The 23,244-nt window shown below is 52.6% G+C and carries 23 protein-coding genes; 2 read left to right on the top strand and 21 right to left on the bottom strand.

What is annotated here, in order from left to right; all coding sequences use genetic code 11:
- Positions 1-6 precede the first annotated feature (6 nt).
- A complete protein-coding gene (glgB, locus tag CFI03_RS00345) occupies positions 7-2,037 on the bottom strand; it encodes a 1,4-alpha-glucan branching protein GlgB (RefSeq protein ID WP_116393675.1) in 2,031 nt (676 codons plus the stop codon).
- 313 nt (positions 2,038-2,350) lie between these two features.
- On the opposite strand from glgB, the gene CFI03_RS00340 reads away from it, so the two are divergent.
- The gene (locus CFI03_RS00340; RefSeq protein ID WP_116393674.1) at positions 2,351-3,586 is read left to right on the top strand and encodes a sugar phosphate nucleotidyltransferase; all 1,236 of its coding nucleotides are present in this window, start codon (positions 2,351-2,353) and stop codon (positions 3,584-3,586) included.
- 67 nt (positions 3,587-3,653) lie between these two features.
- Here the strand turns inward: CFI03_RS00340 and tatC are convergent, their stop codons facing one another.
- The 6 genes from tatC to CFI03_RS00310 are packed head-to-tail and all read right to left on the bottom strand — an operon-like array spanning position 3,654 to position 7,393.
- Positions 3,654-4,466, bottom strand: coding sequence for a twin-arginine translocase subunit TatC (gene tatC / locus CFI03_RS00335; RefSeq protein ID WP_244935623.1), 813 nt, complete (start codon positions 4,464-4,466; stop codon positions 3,654-3,656).
- Positions 4,467-4,503: 37 nt separating this feature from the next.
- Positions 4,504-4,725, bottom strand: a complete 222-nt coding sequence (locus tag CFI03_RS00330; protein ID WP_015842666.1) for a twin-arginine translocase TatA/TatE family subunit — start codon at positions 4,723-4,725, stop codon at positions 4,504-4,506.
- A gap of 41 nt (positions 4,726-4,766) precedes the next feature.
- Entirely contained in the window at positions 4,767-5,786 is a 1,020-nt protein-coding gene (locus CFI03_RS00325) for a molybdopterin-binding protein (protein ID WP_116393673.1), read from the bottom strand.
- Positions 5,783-6,274: a MogA/MoaB family molybdenum cofactor biosynthesis protein gene (locus CFI03_RS00320; protein WP_116393672.1), complete on the bottom strand. Its 492-nt coding sequence runs from the start codon at positions 6,272-6,274 to the stop codon at positions 5,783-5,785. The genes CFI03_RS00325 and CFI03_RS00320 overlap by 4 nt, the downstream gene beginning before the upstream one ends.
- Positions 6,275-6,311: 37 nt before the next feature.
- Positions 6,312-6,779, bottom strand: a complete 468-nt coding sequence (gene moaC, locus CFI03_RS00315; protein ID WP_116393671.1) for a cyclic pyranopterin monophosphate synthase MoaC — start codon at positions 6,777-6,779, stop codon at positions 6,312-6,314.
- Entirely contained in the window at positions 6,779-7,393 is a 615-nt protein-coding gene (locus CFI03_RS00310; protein WP_116393670.1) for a 5-formyltetrahydrofolate cyclo-ligase, read from the bottom strand. Before CFI03_RS00310 ends, moaC begins: the two co-directional genes overlap by 1 nt.
- 137 nt (positions 7,394-7,530) lie before the next feature.
- On the opposite strand from CFI03_RS00310, the gene CFI03_RS00305 reads away from it, so the two are divergent.
- Complete coding sequence (locus CFI03_RS00305; RefSeq protein WP_116393669.1) at positions 7,531-9,459, top strand: ABC-F family ATP-binding cassette domain-containing protein; 1,929 nt, start codon at positions 7,531-7,533, stop codon at positions 9,457-9,459.
- 49 nt (positions 9,460-9,508) lie between these two features.
- On the opposite strand, the gene CFI03_RS00300 is transcribed toward CFI03_RS00305, so the two are convergent.
- The 14 genes from CFI03_RS00300 to CFI03_RS00235 all read right to left on the bottom strand — a co-directional run bounded on the left by CFI03_RS00300 (position 9,509) and on the right by CFI03_RS00235 (position 23,198).
- Positions 9,509-9,925 (bottom strand): hypothetical protein, encoded by a 417-nt coding sequence (locus CFI03_RS00300; RefSeq protein WP_116393668.1) that lies wholly within the window; start codon positions 9,923-9,925, stop codon positions 9,509-9,511.
- 248 nt (positions 9,926-10,173) lie between these two features.
- Positions 10,174-10,830, bottom strand: a complete 657-nt coding sequence (locus CFI03_RS00295; RefSeq protein ID WP_116393667.1) for a response regulator — start codon at positions 10,828-10,830, stop codon at positions 10,174-10,176.
- On the bottom strand, positions 10,808-13,201 hold the full coding sequence (locus CFI03_RS00290; protein ID WP_116393666.1) for an ATP-binding protein: 2,394 nt from the start codon (positions 13,199-13,201) through the stop codon (positions 10,808-10,810). Before CFI03_RS00290 ends, CFI03_RS00295 begins: the two co-directional genes overlap by 23 nt.
- A 43-nt stretch (positions 13,202-13,244) precedes the next feature.
- Positions 13,245-13,418, bottom strand: coding sequence for a competence pheromone ComX (gene comX, locus CFI03_RS00285; protein ID WP_015842656.1), 174 nt, complete (start codon positions 13,416-13,418; stop codon positions 13,245-13,247).
- A gap of 127 nt (positions 13,419-13,545) precedes the next feature.
- Positions 13,546-14,466 (bottom strand): polyprenyl synthetase family protein, encoded by a 921-nt coding sequence (locus CFI03_RS00280; RefSeq protein ID WP_116393665.1) that lies wholly within the window; start codon positions 14,464-14,466, stop codon positions 13,546-13,548.
- A gap of 30 nt (positions 14,467-14,496) precedes the next feature.
- Positions 14,497-14,715 carry a hypothetical protein gene (locus tag CFI03_RS00275; protein ID WP_116393664.1) on the bottom strand — a complete coding sequence of 73 codons (219 nt, stop codon included), beginning with the start codon at positions 14,713-14,715 and terminating at the stop codon, positions 14,497-14,499.
- Between the two features lie 47 nt (positions 14,716-14,762).
- Positions 14,763-15,491 (bottom strand): ABC transporter ATP-binding protein, encoded by a 729-nt coding sequence (locus CFI03_RS00270; RefSeq protein ID WP_116393663.1) that lies wholly within the window; start codon positions 15,489-15,491, stop codon positions 14,763-14,765.
- 470 nt (positions 15,492-15,961) lie between these two features.
- Positions 15,962-17,503 (bottom strand): 2-isopropylmalate synthase, encoded by a 1,542-nt coding sequence (locus CFI03_RS00265; protein WP_116393662.1) that lies wholly within the window; start codon positions 17,501-17,503, stop codon positions 15,962-15,964.
- 899 nt (positions 17,504-18,402) lie between these two features.
- On the bottom strand, positions 18,403-19,449 hold the full coding sequence (tsaD, locus tag CFI03_RS00260) for a tRNA (adenosine(37)-N6)-threonylcarbamoyltransferase complex transferase subunit TsaD (protein WP_116393661.1): 1,047 nt from the start codon (positions 19,447-19,449) through the stop codon (positions 18,403-18,405).
- Positions 19,443-19,928 (bottom strand): ribosomal protein S18-alanine N-acetyltransferase, encoded by a 486-nt coding sequence (rimI, locus tag CFI03_RS00255; protein ID WP_116393659.1) that lies wholly within the window; start codon positions 19,926-19,928, stop codon positions 19,443-19,445. Before rimI ends, tsaD begins: the two co-directional genes overlap by 7 nt.
- On the bottom strand, positions 19,928-20,749 hold the full coding sequence (tsaB, locus tag CFI03_RS00250; RefSeq protein WP_162862740.1) for a tRNA (adenosine(37)-N6)-threonylcarbamoyltransferase complex dimerization subunit type 1 TsaB: 822 nt from the start codon (positions 20,747-20,749) through the stop codon (positions 19,928-19,930). Before tsaB ends, rimI begins: the two co-directional genes overlap by 1 nt.
- Positions 20,742-21,239: a tRNA (adenosine(37)-N6)-threonylcarbamoyltransferase complex ATPase subunit type 1 TsaE gene (gene tsaE / locus CFI03_RS00245; protein ID WP_116393657.1), complete on the bottom strand. Its 498-nt coding sequence runs from the start codon at positions 21,237-21,239 to the stop codon at positions 20,742-20,744. Before tsaE ends, tsaB begins: the two co-directional genes overlap by 8 nt.
- Positions 21,240-21,252: 13 nt before the next feature.
- On the bottom strand, positions 21,253-22,302 hold the full coding sequence (gene thiL, locus CFI03_RS00240; RefSeq protein WP_116393655.1) for a thiamine-phosphate kinase: 1,050 nt from the start codon (positions 22,300-22,302) through the stop codon (positions 21,253-21,255).
- A gap of 23 nt (positions 22,303-22,325) precedes the next feature.
- Complete coding sequence (locus CFI03_RS00235) at positions 22,326-23,198, bottom strand: YitT family protein (RefSeq protein ID WP_116393654.1); 873 nt, start codon at positions 23,196-23,198, stop codon at positions 22,326-22,328.
- Positions 23,199-23,244 lie beyond the last annotated feature (46 nt).

Here is a 23,244-nt window from a genome sequence, read left to right as displayed (position 1 = left end):
CGACTCTTATACCTTTGCAATCCGTTCCCTCTGCCGGCCTCTGCGCTTGCTGCCCGGTACCGGGAGAGCCAGCTCCATATGCAAAGTTTGCGGCTCCTGCCCCATGCGGACGGCAGCACGCGATTCCTTCTCGCGTTTCAGAATAACGACCGAAAGCGGCGGAAGCGGCAGCTCAATGCTGTGTTTGCGGCCATGCCAGACTACCGGCTCCGACCGGACGACCGCCCCTTCCGCGGCGGCAAGCTCCATGAATCCGGAGCCGCCGTAAGCAAGGCTGTCGCTGTTGAGCAATATTTTATAACCGCCCTGGCTCGGAACTCCTATCCGGTACCGCGTATGGGCATGCGTATGAAAGTTGCAGAGAATGATCAGCGACTCCCCGTTAGCCCTGCCTTTTCGTCTGTATACGATGACGCTTTGCCCCTCATCCTGGAAATCGATCCACTCGAACCCCTTCGGCGAGGAATCCAGCTGCCACAATGAACGCTGCTCTATATACAAGCGGTTTAATGCGCGGACAAAATCCTGCAGCTTGCGGTGCTGTTCATACTCGAGAAGCAGCCAGTCCAGCTCCGCCTCATCGCGCCATTCGATAAACTGGCCGAATTCGCCGCCCATAAACAGCAGCTTTTTGCCCGGATGAGTCATCATATAGCCAAGCAGCAGCCGCAGACCCGAGAACTTCTCCTCGTAGCTGCCCGGCATTTTATCCAGCAGGGACTTCTTCCCGTGAACCACCTCGTCATGAGACAGCGGCAGCGTGTATTTCTCGTCAAAGGCATACCAGATCGGGAACGTCAGCAAGCCATGATGCCTGCCTCTTTCGTCGGGTTGATGGGAAAAATACTTCAGCGTATCGTTCATCCAGCCCATATTCCATTTATGGGTGAAGCCCAATCCTCCCTGCTCCGGCGGAACCGTCACGCCCGGATAGGCATGCGACTCCTCCGCCATCATAAGCGCATGAGGGAAATGCGTCCTCACCACCGTATTCAGCTTTCGCAAAAAGGCTGCCGCCTCCAAATCCTCCTTGCCGCCATGCCGGTTCGGCCGCCAACGCCCATCCGGACGGTCGAAGTTCCGGAGCAGCATGCTCGTAATCGCGTCTACCCGAAAACCGTCAATATGGTACACGTCCAGCCAAAACAAAGCATTCGAGATCAGAAAACCGCATACCTCCGGCTTCTCGTAATCAAAAGCAAGGGTCCCCCACTGCTCCTTCTCCGCAATCAGCGGATCCGCATTCTCGTATAGCGGGCTGCCGTCAAAAAGACGCAGGCCATGCGCATCCTTTGCGAAATGTCCGGGAACCCAGTCCAAGATAACGCCCAGCCCAAGACTATGGCAGCGGTCTATAAAAGCCATCAGCTGGTGAGGATCCCCATACCGGCTTGTTGCGGCGAAGTAGCCCGTCCCCTGATAACCCCAGGAACGATCGTACGGATGTTCCGCCAAGGGCATCAGCTCGATATGGGTGTATCCCATCTCCGCTGCGTAGGCGGGCAGCTCCTCCGCCAGCTCTTCATACGAATACAGCCGCCCATCCTGATGCTGCCTCCATGTGCCGGCGTGTACCTCGTAAATATTTATAGGCTGGCCAAACAGCGGCTTGCGTCCGCGAAGCCAGCTCTTGTCCTGCCATTCGTAACCGTCTAATGAGCAGATGACCGATGCCGTGCGAGGCCGCACTTCAGCCTTGAACGCATAAGGATCCGCCTTCAGCTGCCTGCTTCCAGTCCTTGTCTCTATATCGTATTTATATAAATCTCCATTGGCAAAGCCCTCGATAAACCCGCTCCATATCCCCGACTCTCCGACCTTCTCCAGCTCATAGCCGGCTTCCTTGAACCCGTCCCAGCTATTGCGGTCCGATGCGACGGCAAGACGTCTCGCGTTTGGTGCCCACACCGTGAAACGAACGCCCCTGCGTCCTTTTTCCACCGCTAAGTGAGCACCCATCTTCCGATAGCTGTTCAGCCATGTTCCTTCGCGGAATTGATAAATATCGTCTGCGCTAAGCTTGTTGCTTCGTTTCAATATTTCCAACCTCCTAAAAAGAAATGTCACATGCTTTTTGTGACATTTCTTGCATCGTAAGGATTTGCTTAAAGAATTGTCACATGCTCTTGGTGACAATTCTTACTTCGTAAGCATGTGCTTAGAATTGGCGCCTGCTTTTGGCGGCAATTCTTGCTTCGTAAGCCAAAAAACACATTCCAGAATGTTTAATACCCGCTAATAGCTTTATAGAAACAGCTGTTTCAAAGGCGGACGCTCTGGTGTAAGCAGATGATACAAGGACACTTTCGATTATACCATCCTAATACGAGAAAGCTTGGAGGAATATAGAATGACACAGATGAATTGCATGGCGATGTTATTGGCAGGCGGCGAAGGCAAACGGCTTGCACCCCTTACGACGGCGCTAGCCAAACCGGTTGTCCCCTTCGGAGAACAGTATCGGATGATTGATTTCCCGCTTAGCAACTGCATGAATTCGGGAATTCGACGGATTGGCGTGCTGACTCAATTTTGCGCGGACACCGTTCACCGTCATATCGGCGGCGGAGAAGCATGGCTGAACGCCGTGCAGCCTAAGCATCTGGGCGAGATTGCGTTATTGCCCGCTTCCGAAGCTTCTCCAAACGGATACTACGCAGGGACAGCTGATGCCATCTATCGCAATCTAAGCTATATCGAGCAGCATGATCCGGAGCATGTTCTCATTCTCTCCGGCGACCATATCTATCAAATGGATTACCGGCCGATGCTGGAGGCGCATGTCAGAAGCGGAGCAGCAGCTACGATTGCGGTCAAGCGCGTCCCGTGGCATGAAGCAAGCCGCTTTGGCATTTTGAATACGAACGAGGATTACAGCGTGGTTGAATTTGAGGAAAAACCCTCCCGTCCAAGAAGCAACCTGGCTTCCATGGGCATTTATATGTTCCGCACCGACAAGCTGAAGGAGGTGCTGCTGAAAGACGCCGGCAATCCCGCTTCCAGCCATGACTTCGGCAAGGATGTCATTCCGATGCTGCTGCAGGATGGAGCAAGCCTGACGGCTTATCCTTATGAAGGCTACTGGCGCGATGTCGGCACGGTCGACAGCTTGTGGGAAGCGCATATGGAGCTGATCGAAGGTACGCTGAGCCTGTCCGAGCCGCATTGGCCATTGTATGGCAGCAGCCAAAAACGCCAAAGCCCTTTGCGTCCCACTCTCCGAAACCTGTCTGTGCAGCGTGACAGCATTGTGCATAACAATAGCCGGATGGAAGGTATTGCGCAGCGATCCGTTATAAGCGACGGTGCGGACGTTGGCAAAGGCAGCCAGATTTACGAGAGCATCATTATGCCGGGCGCAAGGATCGGGCGGAATGTCCGTATTCATAAGGCCATTATCGGAGAAAACGCGGTTATCGAGGACGGCGCGGTTATTGGCGCTCCTCAAAGCGAGCAAGTCGCCGTTGTTGGCCCGGGCGAGAGAGTCGCTTCCGGACGCAAGACAGCCGTTTCCGCGAGCCGCGAGACTCTTGCCGCCCTGCTCGGCGGACGAGAGCTGTACAAAGATAATGCCATGAGTTATTAATCCGGCGAATGCCGACGCAGCCAAAAAGACCTTGGGAGTCCCAAGGTCTTTTTGGCTTAACGCAGGGTTATTGCCCCGCTGCCCACTCTGCTTCGCGTTTCTCGGCAGCAGCAAGCTGTTTCTTGTATACCGTTCCGGACAGCAGCACGCTTATCTCATACAGAATAATAAGGGGGATCGCAACCAGGCTGTCGGATACGAAGTCCGGCGGCGTCACAACGACACCGATAAAAATCATAAGGAAATAAGCAATCCGTCTCATCTTGCGGAGCCTTACCGGGTTAAGTATCCGGATGGCCGTCAGGAACATAATAACAAGCGGCAGCTCAAACAAGAGTGAAATCGGTATCAAAATATTAAACATAAAGGAGAAGTACTGCGTAATCCCAATCGTTTCTTCCAGATTAAGATTCGCCGATACTTTTCGCGTGAAATGAAAGGCTAGCGGGAACACGACAAAATATGAAAAAGATAGGCCAACCAAGAACATAATGAGCGCAAAAGGTATGTATTTAATCGTTGCCCGTTGTTCATTCGGCTTAAGCGCAGGCTTCACGAAGGCCCACAGTTGATAGGCCGTAAACGGAATAGCCAGCAATAGGGCAATAACAAAGGCAAATTTCATATAAATGCCGATGCCGTCCCACAAGGAGAACGCATGCAGCTGCAAGCCTTTAGCCGGCTCTTGCTCCATCAGGAAGTTATAGGCCGGTTCGGCTATAACGAGTCCGATAATAAGGCCTAGTACGATAACAATCAGCATATAAATAATCCGCTTCCGCAGCTCGCCAAGATGCTCGAACAGCGGCATCAAGCCTTCTTCGCGAATCCGGGCCCGGTCGAAGCTCTGTCCGGAAGCCTTGTCTTGTGATGTACTCATCTTTATAGCCCCCTTTCAGCAAAAAAGCGGGCCCGGTTTAGTCCGGAAGCCGCTTATTATCCACTTCGATATTTTCCGTACGGTTCACTTCAACCCGTTTGTTGTCTTTCTCGTCATCCATCATATCTCTTGCGCCTGCTTTAAACTCCTTCAGCGTGCGCCCGAATGCGCGTCCCAGCTCAGGCAGCTTGTTTGGTCCAAACAACAGCAAAGCGACAATTGCGAGCAAAATAAATCCCGTTGCGCCAATTCCCGACATCCTCGATCTTCCTCCTCATCGTTATACGCTTATGTACTACACTAACCGTTGTTCAAACCGCCATATCCCATACGGACAATGTCTTCTCTCACGATAGTCTGACCAGCTAATATACGAGGCAGCAGTACATCGAAGGAAGTATACGGATCATGCATGACGCAGCCCGGCAATCCCATAATCGGCACGCCGTTCAAATAACCCATAAGCAGCATCGAGCCCGGCAGCATTGGCGTGCCGTAGCTGACAATATCCGCTCCGGACGCTTTTATCGCGCCTGGTGTCCGGTCATCAGGATCAACCGACATTCCGCCGGTCACTAGTATCATATCATAACGTTGCTCTAGCAAATAGTGTATTTCCTTGACAATTATTTGTCGGTCATCCGGCGCGAAACGCTGCTCGGCTACTTCCGAGCCAAACGCTTCCAGCTTGGAACGGACGGCCGGACCAAATTTATCCTTAATGCGTCCGGAAAATACTTCGCCGCCGGTTGTCAGAAGTCCCGCGCGCAGCTTGCGGAAAGGAACGACCCGAAGAGGAGCCTCCCCTTCATTGGCCGCTCTATATTCCGCAGCCAGTCTTTCCACCTCTTCAACTTTTGCTTTAGGCACGGTAAGAGGAATGGCTCTGGTAGCAGCGAGCGCCCGGCCTTCTTGTACGACGCTGTTCGTCTTCACCGTCGCCAAGGCAACCTCTCCAAGCTCATTAATCGCTTCCACGAGAATCTGGTCTACTAATGCAAGACCTTGCATAGCAGCCTTCAAGCTGACCTTGCCCTCATGAGGATCGGACAGCGCAATTCCTTCTCCGGCAAGCGCCATCGCCATCCGGATGGCCGCATCATCCTCATGCAGCTCGCTCTCGCCCAACTCCATAATATAAATATGCTCTTTGCCGATATCCAGCAGGCTTGGAATATCCGCTTCCGTAATGACATGACCTTTTTTGAACAAACGTCCTTTGAACTGTCCGGGAATAATCTGCGTAAGATCATGGGCAAGCCGGAGACCAACCGCTTCCCGAACCGGAACCTCCTTCAGTATCGTATCCGTTCCGCTCATTCGTGATCTCCATGCGTGCCGGTGACGATCTCCAAGGCATGCGGCAGCTGATCCATAATCGCCATCAGGCTCTCATGGACGCCTTTTGGGCTGCCGGGCAGATTAATGATCAGAGCTTGTCCGCGAATGCCGCATACCCCGCGGGAGAGCATTGCGCGGCGGGTCTTCTGCAAGGCGCCCATCCGCATGGCTTCCGAAATACCGGGTACGAGGCGGTCAACCACCTTAAGCGTTGCTTCAGGCGTTACATCCCTTTGCGCCAGACCAGTTCCGCCCGTCGTTAAGACCAGATCCGCTTGATAATATTCGGTCATCTCGATCATGGCCGCGATAATCTCGTCTTGCTCGTCGGGCACGATCCGGTAATCGACAATCTCTCCGCCCAGTTCTTCCTCTACCAGCTCGCGAATAACCTGTGCGCTAGTATCTTCGCGTTCACCGCGCGAGCCTTTGTCACTTGCCGTCAATATCGCTACTTTCCACCGCATCTATTATTCCTCCCATCCCTTATCCGTTCATGGGTTGTCAAATCCGATAGTCTCCGTTTTTGCCCCCGGTTTTCTCAATCAGGCACGTGGGACCGATGACCATATCCTTCTGCAGCGCCTTGCACATATCGTACACGGTAAGCGCGGCGGCAGAGACAGCTGTTAAAGCTTCCATCTCTACGCCTGTCTTGCCGGTTGTCTTGACCGTTGCTTCAATATACAGCTCATCTTGTCCGTTATCCCCGAAGGTAACATTTACGCCCGTAAGCGGAAGCGGATGGCACATCGGAATCCAATCCGATGTTTTCTTCGCGGCCATAATCGCAGCTACCTGCGACACGGCAAGCACATCCCCTTTGCCGATGCTGCCTTCCTTAATGCGGGCCAGCGTACCCGGGTTCATCTTCACTTGCGTGCGCGCGGTTGCCGTTCTCGCCGTTACTTCCTTATCGCTGACGTCAACCATCCGCGCCCGTCCTTGCTCGTTAAAATGCGTCATTTCCATTAGCGTTCACTCCAAACTCTTGCTGAAAGCTCCGTTACAATACCGTCCATTCGCCTGTCATGGGCTTGCATTGGAATATCGTCGACCAGCTGATCTTCGAACGCGATGCCAAGCCACGTTACATCCGCCTGCTCGCGAGCCAGCCGCTCGGCAAAACGGTCATAATATCCGCCGCCGTATCCGAGACGCCCGCCTTTTGGATCGAAAGCGATCCCGGGCGTAACGACAAGACCGGGAACGTAGGTATCCGGCAGCGCCGGACACTTATCCGGGTCGGGCTCCAGAATACCGTAGGCTCCTGCCTTAAGACCGCTCCAATTGCTTAGTTTATGCAAAGTCATTGACCGGTCCGCCGGATAACATTTCGGAACAACAACCTCCGCTCCCGTCTTCCAGCCCCACTCAATCAATGAACGGGTATTCAGTTCGGAACGGAATGGCACATAACACATAAATCTTGTCACTCCGCGATCCATCATCCAATTCGCTAAATACCGGCATGCCGCCTCCGACCGGATGATACGCTCTTCAAGGGGAATGCCGTCACGCAGCTTTGTGATAGCCTTTCGCAGCGCCGCTTTGTCCATCGGCATCCCGTTTGATTGTTCATTCATCGTTCCCCGGCTCAGCCTTCCCATACATGCTTTTTGTTTAATTGTAGTTTACCATTGTTATGCAACTTTCGCCAATGGCGACTGGTAATATATAATGGAACGGAAAAGCCTGTCATTATTTGTTGGAGGTATTATTCATGCTGCTTCAATTATCCAATATCAGTAAAAATTATGGCATAGACGTCATCTTATCCGATATATCGATGCAAGTCCTGGAACGCGAACGGGTAGGACTTGTAGGCGTAAACGGCGCCGGCAAATCGACTCTGCTCAAAATTATCGCGGGCGAGCTCTCCTACGACTCCGGTGCCATTCATAAAGCCAAGGAAACGCGGATCGGCTATCTGGCCCAGAACAGCGGTCTTCAATCGAACCGCACGATCATTGAGGAAATGCGCGCCGTATTCTCCCATCTGATCGAAGCTGAACAAGAGCTTCGCGAGCTGGAGCAGCAAATCGCTGACCCGGCTCTTCACGACAATCCCAAGCGTTACGAGGATGTCCTCGACCGTTATTCCCGCAAGTCCGACTGGTTCCGCGAGCAAGGCGGCTTCGAGATCAACACCCGCATTAACAGCGTCCTTCACGGGATGGGGTTCGGAAGCTTCCCGCCGGACACGCTGATCAGCACTTTAAGCGGCGGTCAGAAGACCCGTCTTGCGCTTGCCCGCATTCTGCTGCAGGCACCGGATCTGCTCATGCTCGACGAGCCTACCAACTATCTGGACATTCCTACGCTGACCTGGCTCGAGGGTTATCTCCGAGGCTATTCCGGCGCTATTCTGGTCGTCTCCCATGACCGTTACTTCCTCGATGCCCTTGTTACGACCATCGTAGAGATCGAACGGCATGCCGCCAGACGCTACACGGGCAACTACAGCCGGTACATAGAGCTGAAGGCTGCCGAATACGAGGCCGACATGAAGCAATACGAGAAGCAGCAGGAAGAAATCTCCAAGATGGAGCAGTTCATTCAGCGCAATATCGTCCGCGCTTCCACAACCAAGCGGGCTCAAAGCCGACGTAAAGCGCTCGATAAAATGGATGTGCTCGACAAGCCGCTTGGCGACTTGAAGAAAGCCCGCTTTACGTTCGAGATCGAGCGCCAGACGGGCAAAGACGTATTGGATGTCGCCGACCTGTCCGTCAAGTTTCCGGAGAAGGACCGCCAGCTGTTCCAGCACGTATCCTTCAAGCTGTCCCGCAGCGAAACGGTTGCCCTCATCGGACCAAACGGGATTGGCAAGTCAACGCTGCTAAAGGTATTGGTTGGACAAAGACAGCCGCAGACAGGCACCGTCCGTTGGGGCTCAAACGTCAAGCTTGGTTACTATGACCAGGAGCAGACCGGGCTAACACCGTCCAATACGGTGCTAGAGGAAGTGTGGGGCACATACCCGCATATGGAGGAAGCCCGCGTGCGTACCGTGCTTGGCAACTTCCTGTTCAGCGGCGAGGATGTCCTAAAGCGCATTTCCTCCCTCAGCGGCGGGGAAAAGGCGCGCGTCTCGCTTGCCAAGCTGATGCTGGAGCAGGCAAACGTCCTCATTCTGGACGAACCTACCAACCATCTGGACCTGTTCAGCAAAGAGGTGCTTGAGTCCGCCTTGCTCGATTACGAGGGAACCTTGCTCTTTATCTCCCATGACCGTTATTTTCTTAACAAAATGGCGGAACGTATCGTCGAACTGACTCCGACAGGAACCGAGCATTTCCTAGGAAATTATGATGACATGATCGAGAAGAAAGCCGAGCTGGAAGAAGCCCGCCTCGAAGCAGCGGCAAAGCTGGCCAGCAAGTCCAACCAGCCTATTGCGGAAGCTCCAACTTCCTACGAAATGGATAAGCAAGCCAAACGGGAAGAGCGGAGCCGCCTTCGCAAGCTGGAGCAGCTTGAGCAGGAGATCGCTTCGCTGGAGGAGCAGATAGCCGAATACGAGGTTCAATTAACCGATCCGGCTATCTTTAACGACTATATGGCCATCCAAGAGATTCAAGCCAAAATTGAAGGGAAACGCACATCGCTTAACGCCGCTTATGAGCAGTGGGAACAATTAAGCGAATAAGCGCCAAGACCTCCCCGCGCATCCCCGTGATGGCGCTGAGGAGGTTTTTTTATATCTTTTTTCTCTCCAAAAGCTTGTCCATGATGGAGTAGAGGAATCCTGCCAGCCCAAACAGAATAAGGGCACTATTTACGTTAAGACCGTATCCCTTCACGTAATAGTCGTCGCCCAAATCATAAAATTGATCAAACACCCATATTCCGACTATCCCTCCGGCAATGGAATATAAGACGATTCTCGCAGGTAACAGCTTTACGAACCTCGTAAGAAGCAAAGTTAACGGAAAGAAAGTCACCGCGTATAGAATAATGCTGCTAAGCAAGCAAAACATAACGAAGATGCTGCCCATGTTGCGCAGCCCGTAATATTCCGTCGTCGTAATCTTGTTTCCCTCCCATAGTTCCAGACCGATAGCAGCCATCGTAAAGAGGATAATATAGACCACCCATAACCATATATATTTCATTGCTTTGCCTCCACCCTGCACTCATATGTACGCTGCAATCCTTATGGATACAATTATACTTTGTTTTATATAAAAAAGATGCTTACGCCATATAGGCGTAAGCATTGAGAGGGAAACCAAAAGTTAGGGTGGTCTTACATAGACAAATCATGGGGATACGTTTCCGCAGCTTCCGCCGCAGCTATCCCATATAGGAAGACTTTCACGCTCACCGGCGGTGAATCGCGAGAAGTCGGGGTAAGCATCAATTAGGTTAAAAATTGCTCCATGCGAATGAGGCCAAGCCGTTTGGCTTCTACGATCGCTTCGGATCTTGAACGCACGCTCAGCTTCTCGAAAATACGGGTTAAGTTGTACTCTACCGTCCGCTGGCTCATATGAAGCTTGGCAGCGATATCCTTATTGCTGCTGCCGTTAGCCACTTCCTGCAAAATATCCTGGTCCCGTTCATTAATCGAGACCTCTTCGATCGCTTTCTCCGCGCGGGTAATTTTCACTTCATTACGCCGCAGCTGCTTCAGCAGGGTTATCGGAATAACCGCTTCCCCCCGCATCGCGCAGCGGATGTTGTTATGAAGCTGCTCCCTCGATACCGTCTTGGATATAAACCCGGAGACTCCGCATTCAATCAGCAGGTTGTAATGGGTTCTGATCTCATAGCCGGTATAGATAAGAACCCGGCGGTCGGGATCTTGCTGAATGAGCCGCTTCGTAAGCTCAAGACCGCTGATTCCCGGCATATTCAGGTCACACAATATAATATCAAAGGGGTCATGATTGACGGCATCGAGCGCTTCCATGGCGGATAGCACGACGGTTACCTTCATTTCAGGATCCTGTTCGATCATGGTTTTAGTTCCTTCGCCAACGGAAGGATGATCATCAACTAATAAGATACGAATCACGCAATAATCCCCTTTCCGAACGACCGGTTGTCATTGTCTCCGGCAAGTTGATTACAACCTCCAGCCCGCTGCCGCGTTTCGACCGGAACGTAATCTCCCCTTCAAGGCTCGCTACCCGCTCTTTAATGCCGGACAGCCCCATATGCTCAAAGGAGGCTTTCATATAATCAACATCCATCCCGATACCGTCATCCTTGTAGCGGAAGTAGATTTTTCCTTTCCGCTGTTCAAGCTCCAGGGTAACCCGGTTCGCCTGCGCATGCTTGGCAGCGTTCCTGAGCAATTCCTGCACGATCCGGTAAATGGCTGTAATTTGCTCTTCGTTAAGCGGATGGGCAAACGGCTTCGGCCTGAAATCAACGGCGAAATTATCGCGCATCTGCGAGTGCTCCACGATGGATTCAACCGCTTCAATGACGCCCATCTCTTTCAGAAGCGGCGGCCGCAGTTCATTGCAGGTCTCCCGGATCTGGTGAATAACGTCCAGCAAGCCTTCCTTGATCTCGTTCAGCTCATCGCTGAGATTGTCCGAGATGGGATAATCGTTCATCAATCCTTCCAGCTTGCGGTACCAGATTAACTGGTCCTGCAGCGCGGAATCGTGAAGATCGGCCGCCAGCTTCCTGCGTTCGTTCTCCGACAGACAGAACAACAACCGCAGAACCCAAGGGGCGGTAGTCTGCTCCTTGCGCACTTCCGATTCCAGGTCCTCAATCAGGCCTTCGATCAGGTATAGATTCTCAAAGACAATACTGGAATAATTCGCGAGCGTCTTTAACCAGCGCAGCTCGTCCGAGTTGAACCGGGTATGGTTCGTCTTCGAACCGATCCAGACGACATGGTACTTGGAACGCTGACGGCCGATTACAAGCCCTATGCCATGCGGCAGCTCCACCATTTCGCCAACCTGCAGCGACTCCGCCACCTGAAGCAGAAACAAGGACGTTCCTTTTTCCTCGTCGGATTCACCCAGCTTGTGCACGGAGCCGTCTGCCTGATCCACAAGGACAAAATCAATCCGGTTAACCGGAAGCAGGTCGCTGATCTCTTGCTTCAGCACAGCCTCCAAATCCGCTCTCTTCATCACGGTTGCAACCTTGCGGGAGAATCGGTCCAGGCTGTCCTGATAGCTGTACATGGCTTTGAACAGCTTCGGCCGGAACTTATGATCGATCTGCTCCTTCACGTACAAGAAGAGAGTCATCACAACATAAGTAGTCAAGAAAATTTGAATGTAACCAATCCAGGATACGTCTGCCTTTCCGTTTAGCACTCCGATAATCGCAAGCGTCAGCAGAAGAGCCGGCAGTGCGGACAGAAGCGTATAATATTTAAACCTTGTCAGGATAAAGTCAATGTCAAAGAGCTGATTGGATGTGAGCAGATAGAAATAAACGATCGGCAGCACAAACAAAAATAACGAAGTAAAAGCAGCCGGCAAAATCTGTCCCCCGCCTATAAAGAGCGGCAGCAGGTTCATTGCCGTAAACGGCGTAAACGCCACGATATGCGATACCAGCGTGATTTTGAATAACGAATTAAACTTCGTCTTGCGGTACTGCAGAAACTTTCTAACGAGCTGATAGATGCAGATGAAATTCCCGATAAGCAAGGTACCGTAATACAACATCCGTATGTAGACAAACGCGCCGTTCGACACCAGGTCCGTCCAGACATACAGCAGCATGCCCAACTCGACTGCGCCAAACGTGCTCAGCATTCCGATTAATCCGGCTTTGCTGATGAAGACGACATTATACCGCTTCATGTACTGATTCATAAACTGCAGGAAAATAATCGGCACTGAAGGGAGTACGAAATAGATAATCGAAAATCCGACAGGATCGCTTCGATAGGATGCCGCCGAGGAGTAATAGCATAACCCAATCGTGGCAAAAAACAGCATAAGCATCAATGCCGCGCTGTCATTTTTCCTTTTCGAATACAGAAAAGAAGAAAACCCTGCGAACAGGATCAGCGAAATAAGCGGTATGTACAGCTGAATGAACCATTCCCAACTGGAATGATCCCCATACCAGCCCCGGTTAAACTCTATTAACTGCTGTTCCTTATTACTGTGCTCGACCAGCACGGAATCTGATTTCTCAATGGAGAAAAACTTCTTCACATTACTATATTGACCTGCCGGCGCGTCGTTCACGGAAATAATTTTATCGCCGACCAAGATGCCTTTGCTAATCGCTTGTCCGGCAGGCTCGAGAGCTTTCACGAAATAATCTCCCTTTGAACCTTGCACTAGCTCGACGCCTATAAAAGGCTCCTTGATGATCGTAAGGGTCAAATAGAGCAAAATGACGAGGAATGTAATCAGGAAGAGAGGTGCTGAAATTCTAAGAGTTGGTCTAAACATCGTATCTCCTCCTGCACTCGCATGAAGTCGTTTTATGACTATATTAGCCCCAAACAGCCAGCGTGTAATTACCTTTTTTCTCGTCTTGATTCTTCAGCGCATCTTGGAGTGCTTTGTGCTCAGCTGCGGATACGCCAGCCAATTGCAGCTGTCCACCCATCACCATCGACATTTTCTCTTTGCTTGCAGCAAGCGAACGAATAGCATCTTTCAACATTTAAAATTCCTCCTCTGCTATAGTAGAATCAAATTCTGATTCTACTATAGCAGGAAATCTTTCGACAGCAAACGCCAACATGTCCCGTATTTTCCGCAATCGTCATTGCGGTTTGTGAAGAAAGGCTCTAGCTGGAGAAAATCTCTAGGAGCTTGTCCTTAGCCGAGGCGGTCTCCGGTACCTCTTCGAGCAGTTCCTGGAACCGGTTAAAATGCATCCTCATGCGCACCGAGCCGTATAATGCCGCCCCTGTCCGGTCGCACGCTTCTTCCAGCATTTGCTGCCTGCCTGCGACATCCTCCGACTGCAGCCTGCCTTCGAAATAGTCCAAAATCCATCGATCCCCTTCTGCCAGTTCCTCCAAAAGGAACAGGGTAAGAAGGGTCTTTTTGCGCAAAATGAAATCATTCTTGTCATCCCAGCGAAGCAGGTCCTTAATATCATTTTTAATTTGGGCCGCCATTCCTACTTCCTCGGCATATTCCGCAACGACGGGATGCCATTCCCGGCCTGCCAGCATGACCCCCGCCATGCAGGCGAATACGATAAGCGCCGCCGATTTATGCTGAACCATGGCGAGATAGGAATCCTCGTCCGTCACGGCATTTATCAAATCCAGCATTTGCCCGTTTGCCGCCTTCAGCAATTGGCCGTTCATCATACGGGCCACCCGGAGCAGCAAGACTTGATCGAACTCCAGCTCCAGCATCGCCTGCTGCGAAAGCACCAAGAAGGAGGCCGCCGCCTGCATCGCAGCCGCCGGCGGCACCTGGGACCAAGCTTGATGCGGCGCGTCCCCATCCTGCAAATCATCCAGAATATCCGAAGCAAGAATAAATAGTTCCACAGCCGCGGCCGCCTGATAGATTTGCCCCGAATCCCCTCCGAACATCCGGTAATGAAGCACGGTCAAAAGACCGAATCTCATCGATTCGGCCTGCTTTTCCCGTATAAAAGCACGGGCATATCCGCGAAGCGGCTCCGTAGTGAAATACTTATCGGAAATCCGCAGCATCTCATGCCCGATCATAGGCACTAGTTCTTCCATCCTCTGACCTCCGTCACGGTAGTGTCATCCTTATCTTATACGATGAAAGAATATGCCGCCAACTATTTGCATCAGCTTGTCGTTATTTCGCCCCTTTCGCTTTTGAGGTTGCTTCTTGGTTTTGGATTGTTGGACGATCTCCTCCCCATTTAATTTATCGAGCAGCACGGCAATCATCTCCATGCGCTTCTCTATCACCTGGCTTCGATGAACGGACGGACTTTCGTTGGTGTCGTTTCTAGGCTCCATATGCGCAAAAGTCCTCCTTCAAACTAGGCCGGATCATCTAGGCAAGGCTACATTCCCGCGTAAGCGAAATGAACGTATACGCCTTCCATCGAAAAACAGCCCTCTGGAATTTGGGAGATGAGCTGCTGCGGAGAATCGCATCTGACAATATCTCCTTTGCGCAGCACCGCAATGCGATCGCAATTCCTTTGCATTTCCCCCATGTCATGGGATGCCATAACGATCGTTTTGCCTTGACTCTTCAGCTTCATAAGCAGTGCCCAGTAATCGGCTCTCGCCTGCTTATCAAGCCCGGTTGTCGGCTCATCGAGAAATATGATTTCAGGATCGTTCACCAGCGCGAAAGCAAGCGCGATGCGCTGCTGCCAGCCGCCGGACAGCCGTTTCACCGGCTTGTTCACGTACGGCTCCAGCTCCAGATCCGCAATAATCCGATCGATGTCATTTTGTTTGATATAAAACGATTGAAACAATTCCAGCGCTTCGCGAACCGTTAGGTTGTCTACGAGCGAATTGCTGTACATATGCATTCCGATATATTCCTTCAGCTGCTTGGCTTCCATAATGGCATCCATGCCAAGTACTTCAATCGTTCCCTGATCAGGTCGGCGAAGTCCCATGAGCATCTCCAGCAGGGTTGTTTTGCCTGCCCCGCTTGTCCCGATAATGCCGAACAGCTCGCCTCTGTTTACTTCAAAGGAGACTTCATTTAAAGCGTTGTACGGACCATAGCATTTGCAAATCGAGTTTACTTGAATGACCGTCTCTAAGTTCACTGCAGTTCTCCTCCATTCAGGCCGGAATACCTACTCGCCGTAACGTGATCTAGTAATTTAACCTTACCTGAATCTGAAAGTGTTTTCACCGAAAACCATGCTGCAGATTCACGCAATTTTTTTGCGGCATGGTTTGCGGGGGCGCAATGGACAAAAAAAGCCCCGAGAGCACAAAATTCGTGCTTTCGGGGAAATGTCCACCTTTTCCACAGGTTTATCCACAATAAAACGTGAATTGTTAGTTAATTCTGTCGATAACAAAGCGTGATTTGTAAAGGTTAATGTCACTAATTACTTACAAAAGCTTCCTTATCCCTGCGACTATCCACGTTATACACATTATCCACAGGCAGGCTGTGTAAAAACTATCCACGACTTGCACGCAATTTTATGCACAGGAAAAACGTTGTATTTATCCGTTTTTTTCCTCTTATGCACAACAGTCGCGATTTTGTGGATAACTATTCCAATTAACCGACATTTTCTTCTATGACCTGTTTTCTGCTTGTCATAACCGCCTGATTGCAGGCCGCGACATAAGCTTGGGCAGCCGCGTAAATGATGTCCTTATGAATGGACGTGCCACGGAAGCGTTCGCCTTCGATAATAATGCTTACAACCGCTTCGCCGTGGGCATCCTCTCCCGTCGATAACGAATGCAGCTCCAGGTCCTCGAATTGGGCGGCTACGGGAATCGCCTGCTGGATACAGTGGATTACCGCCTCCAATGGCCCTTCGCCCATACCGGAGTAGGAACGCTCCTGGCCGTCCTCTCCGTCCCGAATAGTAACCGAAGCAATGCGGGACTTCTGGCTGCCGGCCAATACCTGCAGGTCCATCAGCTTGTATGGATCCGGCTGCGTCTCGGTCGCTTCGCCTGCAATGCGGATCAGCTCGTCATCGGTGACGATCTTTTTCTCGTCGGCAACTTGTTTGAATTTGTTATACACATCGTTCAATTCGTTGTCCGCTACCGCAATGCCGTATTCCGACAAACGGTGCTTGATGGCATGGCGGCCGGAATGGCGGCCCAGAATGATCATGCTGCGGGAGATTCCCATGGCTTCCGGATCCATGATCTCGTAGGTGCTGCGGTCCTTCAGCAAGCCGTCCTGGTGAATGCCGGATTCATGCTGGAAGGCGTTGCGGCCAACAATCGGTTTATTATAGGCGATCGGATAATGCATCGCGCGGCTGACCATATGAGAGGTCGTATAAATCTCGCTTTGCTCGATATTGGTCTCGATCTGCAGCGCCGATTTGCGCGTCTCGATCAGCATCGCCAGCTCTTCCAGCGAGCAGTTGCCGGCCCGTTCGCCAACGCCGTTTACGGTAACCTCAACCTGCGTTGCCCCCGCTTGCACGGCTGCCAGGCTGTTCGCGACCGCCATGCCCAGATCGTTATGATTATGCGTGCTGTAGCGAACCTTGTCTCCGCCTCGCGCCTGCCGGCGTACCGACGTGAACAGATCGACCATTTCATTTGGCAGAGCATAACCGAGCGTGTCGGGCAGGTTAATAATCGTAGCTCCCGATTCAATTGCCGCTTCGACCAGCTCAATGACGAAATCACGGTCCGAACGGGTGGAGTCCATTGCGGCAAATTGAATCTCGTCAACAAACTGCTTCGCATAAGAAATCATATCCCTTGCAATCTGAACGACTTCCGACCGCGTCTTGCGGATCTGATGGCTCAGATGGATATCCGAGGAAGAGATGAACAGATGCAGGCGCCGCTTAACCGCATCCTGCGTCGCCTTGACGGCGGCATCGATGTCGACCTTCACCGCGCGAGCAAAGCCGCAGATCTCTACGTTTTGCAGTTCGCGGGAAATTTGCTGGATAGCCGCAAATTCCCCGGGGCTGGAGATCGCAAAGCCCGGCTCGATAATATCAACGCCCAGCTTCGCCAGCTGGCGGGCGATAATGATTTTGCGTTCAGGCTCAATAGAAGCTCCAGGCGACTGCTCGCCATCGCGTAAAGTTGTATCGAAGATTTGAATTTTTTTCATGGGAATACCCTCCGTTATGTGTTTTTTGGGGAACAAAAAAAGCCTGCCGTCTCTGTGTAAGAGACGACAGGCCCGTAATTGAGCTGCCGTGGTACCACTCTCATTGGCCGGAACCTTCATGAAGCAGCCGAGCCGTGCTGGCTAAACTTAAGCTTCATGCGGGTCCGACCCGCTTGAACACCCGATGACGGAGGTTTACCGTAACGATGTACTCGCCATAAGCTCTTGCTGCTATTAAGCAGCCGGCCGGCCTCCATCATTCCGCTCCCAGGCGAGTTCAAGCTTAAGCTTCGACTGCGTCGCACCACCCCGCAGCTCTCTGCAGCGGCAATTGCTTCGATCAGGCTCTGCCTGATTCCTCAATTGCGCTGTGTACCCGCTCTATTGCTTTACTGATCCTGTTCCCAGCGTTTTGTATATGAAATAGCGTATGTTTATTCGTCTGTGCGTAACTTGAAAACTTCCCAATCCTAGTTCAAAGACACCAAAAAGCCTGTCGCCTCTTGAAATCAAGAGACGACAGGCTATCATTAACCTGCGCGGTACCACCCTTGTTGACATCTACTGCTGCAAAGTTAAACAGCTTTGAATGTCCACCTTAGGCACATTGCCAACTCCGGATGTTGACGAATGCGCACCCTGTTACGGGGGTTAACCGTAGCAACGTACTTGCGGGCTATCCATGGCCGGCCGCGCTTATCCGCTGCTCCGCTCCCAGGCGAGTTTCAGGTATCCTTCGACTGCGTTGCACCTTCCCGCAGCTCTCTAAACCCGGATTAGCCTTACTACTCCTGTTCTTAGCGTTTGCACAGTATGAAGTTTGAACTATTGGTACCCATTATATTCTCCAACAAATATTCTGTCAATTCCAAGAATTAAAATAAAAACAAAAATATTTATTAAGAGACGGATGGCTTAGCCCAGCCCTCCAGCGAGAAATTAGGCTCCGCCTTCATATCCAGCGAAGTGAATTCACCCTTCTGCCATTTCAAAAAGGCCGCGGCGCCAATCATGGCCGCATTGTCCGTGCAGAGCTTGTGCGGCGGAACCAAGAGCGGCACGCCTTCCTTGTCGCAGCGCGAAGCGAGTGCTGTGCGCAGCCCTTTATTCGCCGCTACGCCGCCGCATAAGAGCAGCTGCTTGACGCCAAAGGCGCGGACGGCGCGAAGCGCTTTTTCGACGAGCACCTCGGTCACCGACTCCTGGAATCCGCGTGCAAGAGCGCCGGCATCCAGCGTTTCGCCCTTCATGTTCGTCTGATTGATAACCGCAAGGACGGCAGACTTCAAGCCGCTGAAGCTGAAATCATAAGAATCTGGCTCCAGCCATGCGCGCGGCAGCTCAATGACCGCCTCCGCTTCCGAAGCAAGCCTGTCGATATGAGGTCCGCCGGGATATGGAAATTTCAAAGCTCTTGCTACTTTGTCGTAAGCCTCGCCAACCGCATCGTCGCGGGTACGGCCAATCATGCGGAAGCTGCCTTCGCTCTCCAGCAGAACAAGCTCCGTATGCCCGCCGGAAACGACAAGCGCCATACACGGGTATTCCAGCTCATGAACAAGCTGATTGGCATAAATATGACCCGCGATATGATGCGTCCCGATAAAAGGCACGTCCAGCGCCATCGCAAGGCTTTTGGCCGCAACGATCCCAACCAGCAAAGCCCCTACAAGCCCCGGACCCTGCGTGACGGCTACCGCTGAAATATCCTGAAGCGTAAGGCCGGACTCCTCTATAGCCTGCTCGATCATAAGCGTAATGACTTCGACATGCTTGCGCGATGCGATCTCGGGGACAACGCCGCCGAATTGTTTATGAATCTCGATCTGGCTCGAGATCACGTTGGATAGTATATGTTTACCGCCGCGTACGACAGCGACCGAAGTTTCGTCACAGCTTGTTTCGATCGCCAGTATGACGGCATCCTGATTTGTTGTGCTCACCATTCTTGCTCCTCTGTTGCAGGCTGATAGGAATTGAGATCCGCCCACATAATTAACGCGTCCTCGTTATTATCGGAATAATAAGCCGGACGGATGCCGGAAGGCTTAAAGCCCAGCTTCCGGTACAAGCCCTGCGCAATCTCGTTGGACACGCGTACTTCCAGCGTCATTTTGTTGGCGCCGAAAAAAGCCGCCGTCCGCTGCAGCTCGGTTAAAAGCCGCTCTCCAAGCCCTTGGCCCCTATGATCGGCGCGCACGGCAATGTTAGTGACATGCGCCTCGTCCACAATAACCCACATCCCGCCGTAGCCGATAATTTGGCCGTCATGCTCCATCACCATATAACGCGCAAACATATTGCTCGTCAGCTCGTTTTTGAACGCTTCCGGCGTCCACGGAGTGGCAAACGCCTCATGTTCAATCGCAACGATAGACGGGATATCCGCCACCGTCATGGAACGAAAAACAAGTTCGGACAGCATCAGGACTTCGCCTCCCCCTGCTGCTTGGCGCGAAGATTTACTTCCGCTTCAGCCAGCTGGGTATAGTTAGGCGTCAATCCATGCGTATCCGCAATCTCTCCTTTTAGCAGACGCTCCCGGCCAAGCCAGGCTACCGCGCGGCCTTCCAGTTCATACGGCAGCAGATGCACTTCCGTTCCGGACTGATTTGCCACGCATAATGCCTGAAGCCGTTCTGCTTCTTCCCGGTGCAGCGCCAGATCGCCAATCACCCAAATCTGTTTTATTTGCCCCTGCTGCCGTGCCGCTTCTCCGGCAATCCGGTCCACCCAGTCATGCATGAGTCTTACGCCGTCCGCCGCAAAGCCGCTCCACTCGCCATCTGCCGACATCGCGTAGCCGCCCGTGTAGACTTGTCCGCGCCGGGCATCCATAATCGGAAGTACCCAGTCTTCGCCTGTGCCGGCTCCGGAAGCAGAAGCTGCACCAAGCGGACTGCCTGACGCTTGATGCCAGCCACCGTAGGCGATCGCCTCAAGGCTGGATACGCCGATCAAAGGCTTGCCCCATACCCAAGCGAGCGTTTTTGCCGCAGCAACCGCAATCCGCATCCCCGTATAAGACCCCGGCCCGCTGCCAACCGCGATTGCGGCTACATCCTTGGACGTTACGCCGCATTGTTCCATCAGCTGCTTGATATGGGTAATGACGTGCACGGAATGGTTTCTTTCCGCAAGCGACTGCATATCCCCCAAAATACGGCCTTTATCCAAGATCGCTGCAGCAAAAGCAGCGGTTGAAGTATCAAACGCTAATACCGGTCCATCCATTCGTTCAGTCATCGTTATTCCCTGCTCCCATCTCATTCGAAAACGCATCGCTCCAAGAGGCATACGGCTCGCCGATTCCGGAGATCCGGAACTGGCGCTCCTCGCCGCCCTTATGCGCAATATATATTTCCAGTCGCTCCGGCGGCAGCAGCTCTTCAATCAAGCTTGCCCATTCCACGATCGTAACCCCGTCGCCGAAGAAATAATCGTCCAGCCCCAGCTCGTCGGCCTCTTCCAGAGACAAACGGTACACATCCATATGATAAAAGGGCATCGCAGCCCCCTCGTATTCTTTAATAATCGTAAACGTCGGACTGTTTACGATATCCGTTACGCCTATGGCTTTCGCGAATTTTTGCGAAAAGGTTGTCTTGCCGGCTCCAAGGTCTCCGTCCAACGCAAGCACCGTGCCCGGTTTCGCAAGCCCCGCAATCCGCTGCGCAAGCAAGGCCGTTTCCTGCTCGCTCCATACGTTAAGCACAACTTGTCCTTCGATCGTCATCTTCTTCACCTGCTTATTGCTCAAAATGATTATAGCCCCGTTTAACCAGCGGCTGCCTCAGCTCGCCTCTGTCCGTCGCGCGGATTAATTCGACCGCCGGCTCTCCTGCCGACGTCTCCCCAATGATGTAAAAGGGCAGCCCTTCCGAATGGAAAGCCGCCTGTGCCGCTGCCGCATCGCCATACTCCATCGTCCCGAGCAGCACATAATCCTCTCCGCCGTACAGCATCCATTCCAGCGGATCGATGCCAGCCGCGCCTGCATAAGCGGCCATACTGCCGCTTCGAGGCAACTGCCGCTCGAATAAAGATACGGCAAGCCCCGACGCTTCAGCGATCTCCCAAGCCTCGCTGGCAAGACCGTCGCTTACGTCGTTAAGCGAATGGCAAGTACCCCGCGCCAGCAGCAAACGTCCCGCCCGTACCGACGGAGACGGGCGGCGGTGCGCCTGCACAAGCTGGGCCGCGCGTTCACCCGCAAGCGTGTCCGCGCCGCGTTCATGCTGCGCGAGCAGGAAATGCAGCCCGGCCGCCGACTTGCCGACGGGCCCGGTCAATACAACCGCGTCGCCGGGCTTTGCACCCGACCGGCGCAGCGCTTTGCCCGCTTCGACGGCGCCTATCACCGTCACCGCGACAACAAGATGCTGCGGCGACGAGGTGGTATCGCCGCCAATCACCGCTACGCCATATTGCTCGGCGCAAGCGTACAATCCATCATAGAGCCGGCGCATCTGCTCCGGCCCTAGCTGCCTCGGCACGCTTACCGAAACAAGCGCCTGAAGCGGCACGCCGCCCATGGCAGCTATATCGCTCACGTTGGAAGCGAGCGCTTTATAGCCGATATCCTCGCAGGACATCGTTACCTCGTTAAAATGCACCGTCTCTACCATCGTATCCATCGCCATGATGAATTCATACGGCGAAGCTACGCCGGCAATCGGAGCGGCAGGGTCAACAAGCGCCGCATCGTCTCCAATGCCAAGCCGGACTCCGCGTTCCCGCTGCCAGCTGTCGCTTTGCCGCCCCGAAGTCCAATGGCGGATGCTTGCAAATTCGTCCACTGCCCTTTTCTCCCAACTATCCTTTAGTGAATATCCCGCTTCTTGAATCTGCCGCCCTTCACATCGTGAATATTGCCAACCGCAAGAAACGCCGAAGGATCCAGCTCTTGCACGATGGACTTCATCTTCGCTTCCTCCAGACGGGTTATGACGCAGAAAATAATCCGCTTCTGCCCGCCGGAAAAACCGCCTTCCCCATGCAGATACGTCACGCCGCGCCCAAGTCGGTCCATAACGGCCGAGCCAATCTCTCTGGCCTCATCGCTGATGATCCAGACCGCTTTGGATTCTTCGAAGCCTTCCATCGTAATATCAATCATCTTGTAGGCAATGTAATAGGCGACGAGCGAATACATCGCGCGGTCCCAGCCAAACACAAAGCCCGCGCTTCCGAGAATAAACAAATTAAAAAACATCACAATCTCGCCAACCGAAAAAGGCAGACGCTTGTTAAACAAAATAGCGATAATCTCCGTGCCGTCGAGCGATCCGCCGAAACGGATAACGATACCGACTCCAATCCCCAGAATCACGCCGCCAAATATCGAGGCAAGAAAATATTCCTCCGTCAAAGGCGGAACGGGATGAAGCAGGAAGGTGCCAAGCGACATCACGCTTACCCCGTACAGGGTCGACATCGCGAACGTTTTGCCAATCTGCTTGTAGCCAAGCACCAAAAAAGGCAGGTTAAGAAGGAATAGGAAAATACCCAGGGGCAGTCCCGTCAGGTGGGATACGATAATCGATATCCCGACGATCCCGCCGTCAATAATGTGATTGGGGACCAAAAAAATCTCCAATCCTACTGAAACAAGAGCCGCTCCCAGCGTGATAAACAAAATCCTGCGAAGCAGCTCCAGCTTAGGCAGCTTTAAGTGCTGTGCATGTCCCGTCATATGTAGCTTGTTCCTCCCCCCGAACTCGCTAATTACGATTATTTTA

This window comes from Paenibacillus sp. ATY16 (genome assembly GCF_003399985.2).
Classification (GTDB): Bacteria; Bacillota; Bacilli; order Paenibacillales; family Paenibacillaceae; genus Pristimantibacillus; species Pristimantibacillus glycanilyticus.
Note: the sequence above shows the minus strand (reverse complement) of the source record. Positions and strands in the feature narration are given on the sequence as shown.